This window comes from Bradyrhizobium sp. BRP19 (genome assembly GCF_020194195.1).
Classification (GTDB): Bacteria; Pseudomonadota; Alphaproteobacteria; order Rhizobiales; family Xanthobacteraceae; genus Bradyrhizobium; species Bradyrhizobium yuanmingense.
Genome location: NZ_JADYVZ010000002.1, coordinates 529,989 through 541,896 on the forward strand (window position 1 = coordinate 529,989; position 11,908 = coordinate 541,896).

The following is an 11,908-nucleotide window of genomic DNA, read 5'->3' on the forward strand; positions in this document are numbered from 1 at the left end:
CCGGCGCCGCGCCGGCCCAAGCAGCTGCTGTCGCTGCCGTTACGAAGCCGATCGCGGCACCGGCTGCGATGGCGCCACCGACCGGCCAGCGGTACCAGCCAGGACGCGCCCAACGTACGCCACCGCCATGATAGCCAGGCCGAACAACGGTCGTTCGTCGCACCGCGGCATTGGCGCGCGGCCCGACGACCGCCGTGCCGCTGCGGACCGCGGCCCCTCCGCGTGGTCCGACCGCTGCGCCGCGGCGATGCACAGCGGCACGCACCTGTGTGAGGTCGTCTTGGAACTGGAAGGCTGACGGGTCAGGCGCCAAGGGCGCTGCTCGAACTGCGCTCGGAACGGCGCAGCAAATAGCTACCAAGATCAGGAGAGAAATCCGGAAGTTCACGGCAGGCCCGTGATCGAACGTCATGCGAAATGTCGGCATTGTCAGGCCCTCCAATTTTCTTATCGGCTCACAGATCGTGCGAGCGCCTATGTCAGCCTCTCGTCTTCCTTCCCCTTGCTCCTCCTTTGCGACCTTTCGGCTTCATCTCGCAGCGGTTGCACATCTAGGATAGCTCACCTCCCTCCCGCTGTGATGTGCAGTTTGTGCCGATGCGACGCCTTGCCGCCTTCCGTCGAAAAATGAAGGATTTTCAACTGGATGTTGTGAGCGCAATTCGAGGCAAATTGCCCACGCCGCTTTTTCGTCGCAATGAAAGCGAAGCTTAGGGTGCCGAGCCAGAGTGCAAGAGATGCCGGGCGTCGTTGGGATCATCGATCAGGGCCGTGGCGGCAGCACGATCAGTTGCCGCGAGATTACGATCAACGGGTTCGAGCAACTTCGCGCCGCGACGCCCACGAGCAGCGCAGAGATCATCCAGATCCAGCCCGGCCGCATGCAAGGACATCTGAAGCACGCGAGCGTCGCCGGACTATCGCTCGGGTTTGGCACGTTCTCGCACGGGGTGATTTCGCGCGGCGTCTACAGCGACGACCGCGTGACGATCGGGTTCCTGACGCAGGTCAATCGGCGACGCAGCTCCCAGCGAGGGATCGGCGGCATTCGGATCTGGTCTCCCGGCGTGGAGCATCAAAGCCGCTACGTCGCGGGCGTTTCCTTTGGCGCCATCTCTGTCTCGACGGAGGATATGGCTCGGTTCTTCGGACCCGACAGCCGGTTCAGCGAGCCGACAGCATGGCTGGGAAGAAGCGCGTTCCACACCAACCCTGAAACGGGCGACGCTCCGGCCCGCGTGCTGAGAAGCATCATGGCCGGCTTCGACCGATGCGCTGGCAAACTGGGTCCGTCCGAGGCGGAGTACTGGAAGCGGGCCATCATCGAAAGCGCGTGCTACGCGATTGCGAACTCGGAACAGTCGGCCGTCTTCGTCTCTTCACCGCAACGGCTGGTGAGACGAGCGCAGGAGTATCTCGACGCTTCGGGCGACGCTCCAATTCACATCTCTGAGCTTCTCGCGTATCTGCGCGTGTCCCGACGCGCGCTGCACAGAGCCTTCGACGAAGTCCTCGGCATTCCGCCAATGAGATACCTTCGGCAGAAGCGGTTGTGCGAGGCGCGGCTGCTTCTGCAACACGGAGCTGCAACCGGCGTCACCGTGGCGGAGGTTGCCTTCAGGCAGGGCTTCTCCGATTTCAGCAGGTTCTCGGCCTATTATCGCGTCCTTTTCGGCGAGAATCCGTCCGAGACGTTGAACAGACATTCGATGCGGAGCTGAAAGCCGGCCGGACCTGAATGGCACGTCCGGAGCTCCACCTGTTCGGGCTCAAGCTTCCGCTGGCCGAGGCACGTCGCACATCGTGCGGCTTCATGGTACGAGGTAGGCGCTCTTATTTTGAATAGGTAGTTTCAAGGAGATCCCGGATGTCATCGCCCGAACCGATCAAATTCACCGACGGCGCGGCTTACGAGCGCTTCATGTCGCCCTGGAGCCGATCGGCCGGCAACCTGTTTCTCGACTGGCTCGCGCCCCGTCCGGGACTAGCCTGGGTGGACGTCGGTGCCGGCAATGGCGCGTTCACCGAACTCCTTCTTGCAAGAGGTGCCCCTTCGTCGGTTTGCGCGATCGATCCCTCCGATGCGCAGATTGCAACGGCGCGCGAAAAGTTGGCGGCAAAGCAGGTCGAGCTCTCGATCGGCGATGCGATGGCCCTGCCCTATGAGGCCAACCGCTTCGACATCGCGGTGATGGCGCTGGTGTTGTTCTTCGTCCCCGATCCGCGCAAGGGCGCCGCGGAAATGGTCCGCGTCGCCAAGCCGGGCGGCCTGGTCGCGTCCTACACTTGGGATATTTTGCGCGGCGGCACGCCCACGCAACCATTGTGGGAGGAGTTGGATGCGCTTGGCATTCCGGCAGCGCGCCCGCCGAGTGCAGAGATCTCGCGTTTCGAGGCGCTGAAGGCGCTCTGGGCGGAGCTCGGTCTACGCGATATCGAAACCCGCGAACTGGTGGTCGATCGAACGTTCTCTGACTTCGACGACTACTGGCTGTCCATGGTCGTGAGCAGCCCGACCGGCATCGTGGGAAAGCTATCGGAGGCCGAGGGTGCGGAGCTCAAACGTCGACTCCAGGCGCGACTGCCGGCAAGCGCGACCGGCGCGATCACCTTTCATGCCTCGGCGACCGCGATCAAGGGCCGGAAAGCGGGTTGATGACCTGGACTGCATCCGCGTTCGGGAGCCACACATCGCATTCGATGTAACCTGCGCGCGGCCTTGCCACTTGCCCACCGCTACGTCTGCGCCTCGGCATCGCTCTCGAGCTTGTTACGGAGTGCCGCGACGATGCGATGAACCGTTTGCAGATCCTTGACCGCAAGCCCTTCGGAAAGGCTGTTGACCCACGGCATCTGCAAAGCCATGGCGGCGTCGAAAGCGCGCCGCCCCTTGTCGGTGAGGACGACGAGCTGTGCGCGGCGGTGATGCGGATTGGCCTCGAAGGCAACGAGGCCTTCCGCATGGAGGTCGTTGACGATCCGCTGCACGTTCTGGCGATTGCCGCCGAGATCGCGGGCGAGCCAGGCTACCGGCTGCGGTCGCTCTGCCTGCACGATGGCGCCGAGAATCTGCCAGCGGGCGCTGGTGAGCCCGAGCGGGGCCACCAAACGGTCCCCTGCGGTCAGGAGCAGGCTGTTCAGCCGGAACAAGTCAAGCATGAGGTTCGTCAGGGCATCGCCGGCCGGCGTCCGTTGGGATTTCCGCATCCGTCACCATAGACAGTTATTGACATCATGATGTCAAATTACTAGGTTGGCCATAGTACCGTATTGACATCATAAAACCATCTCGACGGAGTTCGTCATGGCACGCTTACGCCCACTGGACCCTGACTTTCCCATCGAGCGTCAGCTCGGCATCGACACCGGCCCTTTGGTACTGGTGAATCTGTTCACGCTCGACAAGGCCGACGAACAAAGCTTTCTCCAGGTCTGGCAGGACGATGCCGCCTTCATGAAGCGGCAGCCCGGCTTCATCTCCACCCAGCTTCATCGGGCGATCGGCGAAAGCCCCACGTATCTGAACTACGCGGTTTGGCAGACGAATGCCGACTTCCGGGCTGCGTTCACGCACCCCGAGTTTAGGTCGAAGATCTCGGCTTACCCTGCATCCGCGATCGCCTCCCCGCACCTGTTCCAGAAAGTCGCGGTGCCCGGCATCTGCGTCGCGTAGCTCGCTTCGAAAACGGCAGACCCATGACCAAGATCATCCACCCAGTCGCGGGAGCGGTCGCACTGATCACCATTGCGACTTTCTGGCTTTCCACGGCTCTCACCGAGCTGTTTGCGTCACACGAGACCATAGCCATGGTGAAGACCGCCATACCGTGGGGCTTCCTGCTGCTCATTCCGATGCTTGCGGCGACGGGAGGCTCGGGATTCGTCCTGGCAAAGCAGCGGCGCGCCGGCCTGATCGGTGCGAAGATCAAACGCATGCCGTTCATTGCCGGCAACGGCATCCTGATTCTGATTCCCGCCGCGTTGTTTCTTGCCTCCAAGGCGAAGGCCGCGGAGTTCGACACCACGTTCTACGCCGTGCAGGCTCTCGAGCTGGCCGCCGGAGCAGCGAACATCGTTCTGCTCGGTCTCAACATGCGTGACGGCCTCAAGATGAAGGGCCGTTTCCGCGTTCGCGAGCCTGATCGCTTGAGCACCAAGCCGATCCTCTGAGTGCGAAGATTCTTTCACTGCTGCGGAAGTGATCCCCGCCTATGCCTGCTTCTTCTTCCCCTTGGCGGCCCTCGGCACCGGCTGCGGGTCCGGATTGCCTTCGATCGAGGACAGACGTCCAGCGGTGAACGTGTAGATGCCGGCGCGCGGACCGGTGGTCCAGGTGACGACGGCGACGCGGCGGCCGCCAGCGTCGTTGGACAGGTTGACGGTCGAGGGCGCGCCGATGCCGCGCACCACGTCGCATTCGGTGTGGCCGAGCGCGACCGTGCCGCCGATCGGCGCGGGCGTCGTCGAGGCATTGGCATCGGCCGGTCCGGGCGGCGGCGCCATGCCGGGACAGGCGCCGTCGGCGCTGACGAGATCCTCAGCCCGCACCGGCTTGTCGGGGGTCAGCGGCGGCGATTCGATCGAGATGTTCTTGATGAAGAGGCGGCCGGGTTTCTGGAACCATTCGGCATCCTTCGACAGCAAATCGGCCCCGCCCGCGCAGCCCGCGACCAGCGGTGCTACGGCAGCCAACGCAATCAAGAGCGAGCCGGGAAGCTTTTGATGTCGCACGATAAACGAATTCCCCACGTGAAGGACCAGCCCTAAGCGATTGTCCCAACATCCCTTTGCGGCATGAAGGTGGCCGAAGCCAGCATCGCCCGAAAAGTGCAAATTATCATTAATTGCGGCTAATTGCGCTTCTGCCACCGGCCGCGGTCGTCGGCCTGCCAATAGGTGACATCAAATCCCCGCGCCTTGCAATCCGTCCAGGCCGTGCGGGCGAGCGCAAGCGCGTCGGGATCGTCGCCATTGAACAGCAGCACCATGCGCTCATAGCCCTGGGCGTCCTCCGGCAGCGCGGCGTTGTCGACCAGGAAGCGGACATTGGCCCCGTTGGGATTGCCGCCCTCGATCGCCAGCACGATCGGCTGGTCGGCCACATCGTTCACCCGCCATGTCGCGTGCGGCAGGAATGAATCGTCGCGATAGGTCCACAAGTGCGAGTCGAGCGCATCGGCGCGCTCCTCCGAGGTCGACTGCACCACGACGCGCCAGCCGCGCTCGAGCGATTTCTCGAGAAGCGGCGGCAACACATTCTCCACCGTCATGTTTTGCAGATGGTAAAACAGCACTTCAGTCATGTCGGGTCATTTGCGCTCGTAATGGTCGGCGACCAGGCGGTCCAGCAGGCGAACGCCGTAGCCGCTGCCCCAGCTCTGGTTGATGTCGGTCTTCGGCGCGCCCATGGCGGTGCCGGCGATGTCGAGATGGGCCCAGGGCACGCCGTCGACGAAGCGCTGCAAGAACTGCGCGGCGGTGATCGAGCCGCCATGGCGGCCGCCGGTGTTCTTCATGTCGGCGAACTGGGAATCGATCAGCTTGTCGTATTCCGGGCCGAGCGGCATGCGCCAGACCTTCTCCCCGCTCTCGATGCCTGCCGTGAGCAGCCGGTCGGCCAGTTCGTCGTTGTTGGAGAACATGCCGGCATGCTCGGTGCCGAGCGCCACCATGATGGCGCCGGTCAGCGTCGCAAGGTCCACCATGAATTTCGGCTTCACCTTCTTGGCGACGTACCAAAGCACGTCGGCGAGCACGAGGCGGCCCTCGGCGTCGGTGTTGATGATCTCGATGGTCTGGCCGGACATCGAGGTGACGATGTCGCCCGGCCGCTGCGCGTTGCCGTCGGGCATGTTCTCGACGAGGCCGATGGCGCCGACCGCGTTGACCTTCGCCTTGCGCGCGGCGAGCGCATGCATCAGGCCGACGACGCAGGCCGCGCCGCCCATGTCGCCCTTCATGTCCTCCATGCTGCCGGCCGGCTTGATCGAGATGCCGCCGGTGTCGAAGCAGACGCCCTTGCCGACGAAGGCGACGGGGGCCTCGCCCTTCTTGGCGCCGTCCCAGCGCATGATCACGGTGCGGCTCGGCCGCGCCGAACCCTGGCCGACACCGAGCAGCGCGCCCATGCCGAGCTTCTGCATCGCCTTGACGTCGAGCACCTCGACCTTGACGCCGAGCTTGCGGAGCTGACCCGCTCTGCGGGCGAACTCCTCCGGGAAAAGCACGTTCGGCGGCTCGTTGACGAAGTCGCGTGCGATGATCACACCGTCGACGACATGGCCGGCCGCGGCGAACGCTTTCTTCGCCGCACCGGCATCGCCGACCGCAAGCGAGACGTCGGCGCGCGCGCCGCCCTCCTCGCCGTCCTTCTTCTTGGTTTTGTAGCGATCGAACTTGTAAGCGCGTAAGCGCAGGCCCGAGGCGATCGCAACCGCCTGCTCGCTGGTCAGGGCGCCACCCGGCAGCTCCGCCAGGATGGTCATGGCGCTGGTGCCGGCGGGCAGCTTGCTGGCCGCCACACCGCCGAACTTGAGGAAATCGTTGGCCTTGAGGCCGGTCGCCTTGCCGGCGCCGATCACGATCAGCCGGGTCGCCTTCACCCCCTCCGGCGCCAGAATGTCCAGCGCAGCACCACTCTTGCCCTTGAAGGCGGCCGCAGCCGCCGCGCGCTTCACAATCTCGGCAGCGCCGCCGAGGGCCTTGACCGTCGCCGGACCGAGCTTCAGGCCGTCGTCGCAGAACACGACCAGGATGCCACGAGGGGCGGCAGACAGCGGGACAAAGCCGACCTTGATGGCATCGGACATGGATAACTCCTCCAAAAGATGGGGCTTTTCGTCGTTCGGGCGTTCCAGCCACAACCGGAGCTGAACGGCGATTCACTGAGGCGTCCCCCACTATGGGCCACCCGCCCGGCAGATGCCAAGCTCCGCCGTGGCCCCCACGCCACAACAGCGAAATATTAACCATATGATGAGGGTGCCACGGGGCAGCCATTTTGTTGACGGATCAAAGGGATGGTAGTGAGAGGATGAACTGGCGGAAGAGCTGTTGGCCGACCTTGGGGATCCCCTGATCGGGGATTGGTTGGGCAGCCGGAATTCCGATCGGAATTGGGGCTTGGTGGGAATTCGTGCGGTAGCGCATGGGGTCGATCGATAGGTATATCTTCCGCACGACGCTGGCGTCGTTTGCGTTGGTCCTGGTCAGCCTCACCGGCGTGATCTGGATTACGCAGGCGTTGCGCGGCATCGACCTGATGACGAGCCAGGGTCAGACCATCCTCACCTTCCTCGGCATCACCAGCCTCGTGATCCCGGCCCTGGTCCTGATCATCTCGCCGATCGCGCTGATGATCGCGATCTCGCACACACTGAACAAGCTCGCGACCGATTCCGAGATCATCGTGATGAATGCCGCCGGCTTCTCGCCGATCCGGCTGTTCGTTCCGTTCTTCTATGCCACCTGCGTGGTGGCGCTGCTGGTCGCCTTCATCGCGGCCTATCTCGCCCCAGACGGGATGCGGCGCATCAAGCAGTGGGATGCCGAGATCACCGCGGACGTGCTCACCAACATCCTGCAGCCCGGCCGCTTCGCCCGGCTCGACGAGAACCTCACGATCCGGATTCGCGAACGCCAACCGGGCGGCATCCTCGCCGGCATCTTCATCGACGACCGCCGCGATCCGAACGAGCGCGTCTCGATCGTCGCCGAGCACGGCGAGGTCGTGAAGAACGAGACCGGCTCGTTCCTGGTGCTGGAAACCGGCAATCTCCAGCGCTTCGAGGCGGGCAAGCGCGATCCGGCGCTCGTGGCCTTCGGCCGCTACGGCTTCGACATGTCGAAATTCGCCAAGGGCAGCGACGTCACCCTCGGCATCCGCGAGCGCTATCTCTGGGAGCTGTTCTCGCCATCCGACAACGATCCCGTCTACAAGCAGATTCCAGGGCAGTTCCGCGCGGCCTTGCATGACAGCCTGCTCGCGCCGATGTATCCGTTCGCCTTTGCGGTGCTGACCTTTGCCTTTCTCGGAGCGCCGCGCACCACTCGCCAGAGCCGCAACTTCTCCATCGCCTCCTCGATCGTGGCGGTGTTCGGCCTGCGCATGGCCGGTTTCGCCTGCTCGGTGATGGCGGTGAAGTCGCCGGGCGCGGTGCTGGCTCAATATGCGATGGTTTTCGGCGCCATCGGCGTCGGGCTGTGGATGATCATCCGCGGTGTCGTGGTCGAGCCGCCTCCCGGCCTGATGGAGGCCATCAACCGGTCGAATGCACGGATCGCACGGCTGTTCGGACGTCCGGCCACCGCATGAGCATGCTCACCAACACACTGGGGCGCTATTTCGCCGGCCGCTTCGTGGTCGCGGCGCTCGGCGTCTTCGGCGGCATTTTCCTGCTGCTGGTGCTGGTCGACTACATCGAGATGGTGCGCAAGACCTCGGGCCTTGCATCCGCCTCCGCGCTCATGGTGGCCGAGACCTCGCTGTTCCGGGTGCCGCAGCTCCTGGAGAAGCTGACGCCGTTCTGCATGCTGATCGGCGCCATGACCTGCTATCTCGCCCTCTCCCGCCGGCTCGAGCTCGTGGTGGCGCGCGCCGCGGGCATCTCCGCCTGGCAGTTCATCGCGCCCGCGCTCGGCAGTGCGCTCCTGATCGGCGTGATCGCCACCGTCGCCTACAATCCGATGTCGGCCAATCTGCGCGAGCTGTCCAAGCGCATGGAGGCCGAGCTGTTCGGCTCCGCACCCGGCGGCGGCATCCAGGACGCCTCCGGCTTCTGGCTCAACCAGATGACCAGCGACGGGCAGACCATCATCAATGCGGCGCGCAGCGAGCAGCAGGGCATCCGGCTGACCGGGCTGACGCTGTTCCGGTTCGACCAGGACCAGCACTTCAAGGAGCGGGTCGAGGCGCGCGAGGCGACGCTGGATGCCGGCCGCTGGCTGTTCAAGGGCGTCCGCCGCTTCTCGCTGGACGGACCGCCGATCGACCAGGCCACCCTGGAAATTCCGACCACGCTGACCGAGGCGCAGGTCCGCAACAGCTTTTCCACCCCCGAGACTGTGTCCTTTTGGCAACTACCGAGCTACATCCGCTCCTCCGAAAGCTCGGGCTTCGCGACAGCCGGATACCGACTCCAGTATCAGAAGCTTCTGGCACAGCCGTTTTTGCTCGCAGCCATGGTGATGCTCGCGGCCTCCGTGTCGTTGCGCTTCTTCCGGATGGGCGGCGTGCAGAAGATGGTTTTGAGTGGCGTGGGCGCAGGCTTTCTGCTCTACGTTCTGTCGAAAGTAACTGAGGACTTGAGCAAGGCTGAGTTGATGCATCCGATCGCTGCGGCGTGGTTGCCCGTTGTGGTGGGCGGCCTCACCGGCTTTTTGGCCTTGCTCTATCAGGAGGACGGATAGTGACTGCCGTCCGCCGAGGGCACGTGTCTCGTTTGACGCGGCGCACATGGGTGCGCGCGAACGGGCGCGACTTGTCCGTCCGCAGGCTCCTGATTGCCGCCGTCGCGGCTGCCTCGCTCGGCGGCTTGATCGACGCTGCCGCCGTGGCGCCGGCGAAGGCCCAGAGCTTCACCTACAATCCGCTGCCGCCGCGTGCGAAGCCGCCAAAGGCCCCCAACGACAACCAGATGCTGGTTCAGGCCACCGAGGTGAACTACGACTACAACAACTCGCGCGTCTCCGCGGTCGGTAACGTGCAGCTGTTCTACAACGGCACCAGCGTCGAGGCCGACCGGGTCATCTACGACCAGAAGACCAAGCGGCTGCATGCCGAGGGCAACATCCGCATGACGGATGCCGACGGCAAGATCACCTATGCCGAGATCCTGGATCTCTCCGACGATTACCGCGACGGTTTCGTCGATTCGCTGCGCGTGGACACGGCGGACCAGACCCGCATGGCCGCGAGCCGCGCCGACCGCTCCAGCGGCAATTACACGGTGTTCGAGAATGGCGTCTACACGGCCTGCGCGCCGTGTAAGGACGATCCGAAGAAGCCGCCGCTGTGGCAGGTCAAGGGTGCCCGCATCATCCACGACCAGCAGGAGAAGATGCTGTATTTCGAGACGGCACAGATCGAGTTCTTCGGCGTGCCGCTCGCCTACATGCCCTATTTCTCGACGCCCGACCCGACGGTGAAGCGTAAATCCGGCTTCCTGATGCCGGGCTATATTTCGGGCACGGACAGAACGGGCTATGGCGTCGAGGTTCCCTATTACTGGGCGATTGCGCCCGACATGGACGCGACCATCACCCCGCGCTTCTTGTCGCGGCAAGGCGCGCTGCTGCAGGGCGAATTCCGCCAGCGCCTGATCGACGGCGCCTACCAGATCCGTGCCTACGGCATCTACCAGCTCGATCCCGGAGCATTCGCGGGGCTGCCCGGCGACCGCGAGTTCCGCGGCGCCATCGACACCAAGGGTCAGTTCGCCCTCAACGACAAATGGGTCTGGGGCTGGGACGGCGTGCTGATGTCCGACTACTACTTCTTTTCGGACTACCGGCTCTACCAGTACCGCGATCCGCTCGGCTCGTTCCTGTTGCTGCCGACGGAAGCGCTGTCGCAGCTCTATCTGACCGGCGTCGGCAACCGCAGCTTCTTCGATGCGCGCACGATGTACTGGCTGAGCTATTCGGGCAACCAGAGCCAGGTGCCGATCGTCTACCCGGTGATCGACTATTCCAACGTGCTCAACTATCCCGTCTTCGGCGGCGAGTTCAGCTACAAGACCAATTTCGTGAACCTGTCGCGCGACGAAGCGGTGTTCGACCCGATCACGACGCTCGCCAACACCAACAGCCTGTGCACCACGGCATCGGCCGATCCGCTGGCGCGGATGCCCTCGCAGTGCCTGCTGCGCGGCTTCCCCGGCACCTACACCCGCCTCACCGCGGAAGCGCAGTGGCGCAAGTCCTTCACCGACCCGTTCGGCCAGATCTGGACGCCGTTCGCGAGCCTGCGTGCCGACGCGATCAGGTCCTCGGTCTCCAACCAGCCCGGCGTGTCGAACTACCTGCCCGTCGGCGACACCGAGGCGTTCCGCCTGATGCCGACCCTGGGCCTGGAGTACCGCTATCCCTTCATCAACGTTCAGCCCTGGGGCTCGACCACCCTCGAGCCGATCGCGCAGATTATCATCCGGCCGAACGAGACCTATGCCGGCAGGCTGCCGAACGAGGACGCCCAGAGCCTGGTGTTCGACGCCTCGAACCTGTTCAGCGTCGACAAGTTCTCCGGCTACGACCGGGTCGAGGGCGGCGGCCGCGCCAATGTCGGCGTGCAGTCCACCACGCAGTTCGACAGGGGCGGCGCCGTTAAGGTGCTGTTCGGCCAGTCCTACCACCTGTTCGGCCTGAACTCCTTCACGGTGCAGGATGCCATCAATACCGGCCTCAACTCCGGCCTCGACAAGCCGCGGTCGGATTACGTTGCGAGCGCCAACTACTCGCCGAACAGCACCTACACGTTCAGCGTCCGCTCCCGCATGGACGAGCAGACCTGGAACGTGCAGCGCTTCGAGGCGGAAGGCCGCGCCAACTTCAATCGCTGGTCGGTCAGCGTGTTGTACGGCAATTACGCAGAGCAGCCGGAGCTGGGCTATCTGACCCGCCGCGAAGGCATCCTGACGACGGGCTCGCTGAAGGTCGCGACCAACTGGGTGGTGTCGGGCTCGGCGCGCTGGGACCTCGAGACCAACAAGATCAACCAATATGTGCTCGGTGCCGGCTATGTCGACGATTGCTTCGTGCTGGCGGCGAATTACGTAACTTCGTATAGCTATTCGGCGGGCACCGCACCGCCCACGCTGAGCCACGCGTTCATGTTCCAAATCGGCCTGCGCACGCTGGCGAACTCAACGACGTCCAGCAGTTCCACCGGCCTCCAGTAAATGGTTTGAAG

The 11,908-nt window shown here is 64.2% G+C and carries 11 protein-coding genes; 7 read left to right on the forward strand and 4 right to left on the reverse strand.

From position 1 onward, the window contains the following. Positions 1 to 737: 737 nt before the first annotated feature. Both I6F36_RS08300 and I6F36_RS08305 read left to right on the forward strand, forming a co-directional pair. Positions 738 to 1,721, forward strand: a complete 984-nt coding sequence (locus I6F36_RS08300) for a helix-turn-helix domain-containing protein (RefSeq protein ID WP_225146657.1) — start codon at positions 738 to 740, stop codon at positions 1,719 to 1,721. 146 nt (positions 1,722 to 1,867) lie between these two features. After that, a complete protein-coding gene (locus I6F36_RS08305) occupies positions 1,868 to 2,656 on the forward strand; it encodes a class I SAM-dependent methyltransferase (RefSeq protein WP_036000597.1) in 789 nt (262 codons plus the stop codon). An 80-nt stretch (positions 2,657 to 2,736) separates the two neighbouring features. On the opposite strand, the gene I6F36_RS08310 is transcribed toward I6F36_RS08305, so the two are convergent. Next, positions 2,737 to 3,207 carry a MarR family winged helix-turn-helix transcriptional regulator gene (locus I6F36_RS08310; protein ID WP_225112269.1) on the reverse strand — a complete coding sequence of 157 codons (471 nt, stop codon included), beginning with the start codon at positions 3,205 to 3,207 and terminating at the stop codon, positions 2,737 to 2,739. Between the two features lie 97 nt (positions 3,208 to 3,304). Between I6F36_RS08310 and I6F36_RS08315 the strand changes: the two genes are divergently transcribed. Both I6F36_RS08315 and I6F36_RS08320 read left to right on the forward strand, forming a co-directional pair. Beyond that, positions 3,305 to 3,673 carry an antibiotic biosynthesis monooxygenase gene (locus I6F36_RS08315; protein ID WP_225141642.1) on the forward strand — a complete coding sequence of 123 codons (369 nt, stop codon included), beginning with the start codon at positions 3,305 to 3,307 and terminating at the stop codon, positions 3,671 to 3,673. A gap of 23 nt (positions 3,674 to 3,696) precedes the next feature. Beyond that, positions 3,697 to 4,170: a hypothetical protein gene (locus I6F36_RS08320; RefSeq protein WP_036022723.1), complete on the forward strand. Its 474-nt coding sequence runs from the start codon at positions 3,697 to 3,699 to the stop codon at positions 4,168 to 4,170. Positions 4,171 to 4,209: 39 nt separating this feature from the next. Here I6F36_RS08320 and I6F36_RS08325 read toward each other — a convergent pair whose 3' ends face one another. From I6F36_RS08325 to I6F36_RS08335, 3 genes are all read right to left on the reverse strand, one after another. Continuing rightward, entirely contained in the window at positions 4,210 to 4,692 is a 483-nt protein-coding gene (locus I6F36_RS08325) for a hypothetical protein (RefSeq protein WP_081494469.1), read from the reverse strand. Positions 4,693 to 4,850: 158 nt separating this feature from the next. Continuing rightward, complete coding sequence (locus tag I6F36_RS08330) at positions 4,851 to 5,303, reverse strand: DNA polymerase III subunit chi (protein WP_036000609.1); 453 nt, start codon at positions 5,301 to 5,303, stop codon at positions 4,851 to 4,853. A gap of 6 nt (positions 5,304 to 5,309) precedes the next feature. Beyond that, positions 5,310 to 6,809 (reverse strand): leucyl aminopeptidase, encoded by a 1,500-nt coding sequence (locus tag I6F36_RS08335; RefSeq protein ID WP_057028975.1) that lies wholly within the window; start codon positions 6,807 to 6,809, stop codon positions 5,310 to 5,312. A gap of 338 nt (positions 6,810 to 7,147) precedes the next feature. Here I6F36_RS08335 and lptF point away from each other — a divergent pair, with 338 nt between their 5' ends. Genes lptF through I6F36_RS08350 form a run of 3 tightly spaced genes read left to right on the forward strand, consistent with a single transcriptional unit; the run spans position 7,148 to position 11,897 of the window. After that, on the forward strand, positions 7,148 to 8,314 hold the full coding sequence (lptF, locus tag I6F36_RS08340) for an LPS export ABC transporter permease LptF (protein WP_225171268.1): 1,167 nt from the start codon (positions 7,148 to 7,150) through the stop codon (positions 8,312 to 8,314). Further along, positions 8,311 to 9,408, forward strand: a complete 1,098-nt coding sequence (gene lptG, locus I6F36_RS08345) for an LPS export ABC transporter permease LptG (RefSeq protein ID WP_036000645.1) — start codon at positions 8,311 to 8,313, stop codon at positions 9,406 to 9,408. Before lptF ends, lptG begins: the two co-directional genes overlap by 4 nt. Further along, positions 9,408 to 11,897, forward strand: coding sequence for an LPS-assembly protein LptD (locus I6F36_RS08350; protein WP_225171269.1), 2,490 nt, complete (start codon positions 9,408 to 9,410; stop codon positions 11,895 to 11,897). Before lptG ends, I6F36_RS08350 begins: the two co-directional genes overlap by 1 nt. Positions 11,898 to 11,908: the final 11 nt, after the last annotated feature.

Coding starts and splice junctions, on each gene's coding strand:
- I6F36_RS08335 (WP_057028975.1), bottom strand. CDS start 6,809: ATGTCCGATGCCATCAAGGTCGGCTTTGTCCCGCTGTCTGCCGCCCCT.
- I6F36_RS08310 (WP_225112269.1), bottom strand. CDS start 3,207: ATGCGGAAATCCCAACGGACGCCGGCCGGCGATGCCCTGACGAACCTC.
- I6F36_RS08315 (WP_225141642.1), top strand. CDS start 3,305: ATGGCACGCTTACGCCCACTGGACCCTGACTTTCCCATCGAGCGTCAG.
- I6F36_RS08330 (WP_036000609.1), bottom strand. CDS start 5,303: ATGACTGAAGTGCTGTTTTACCATCTGCAAAACATGACGGTGGAGAAT.
- lptG (WP_036000645.1), top strand. CDS start 8,311: ATGAGCATGCTCACCAACACACTGGGGCGCTATTTCGCCGGCCGCTTC.
- I6F36_RS08320 (WP_036022723.1), top strand. CDS start 3,697: ATGACCAAGATCATCCACCCAGTCGCGGGAGCGGTCGCACTGATCACC.
- I6F36_RS08300 (WP_225146657.1), top strand. CDS start 738: ATGCCGGGCGTCGTTGGGATCATCGATCAGGGCCGTGGCGGCAGCACG.
- I6F36_RS08305 (WP_036000597.1), top strand. CDS start 1,868: ATGTCATCGCCCGAACCGATCAAATTCACCGACGGCGCGGCTTACGAG.
- lptF (WP_225171268.1), top strand. CDS start 7,148: ATGGGGTCGATCGATAGGTATATCTTCCGCACGACGCTGGCGTCGTTT.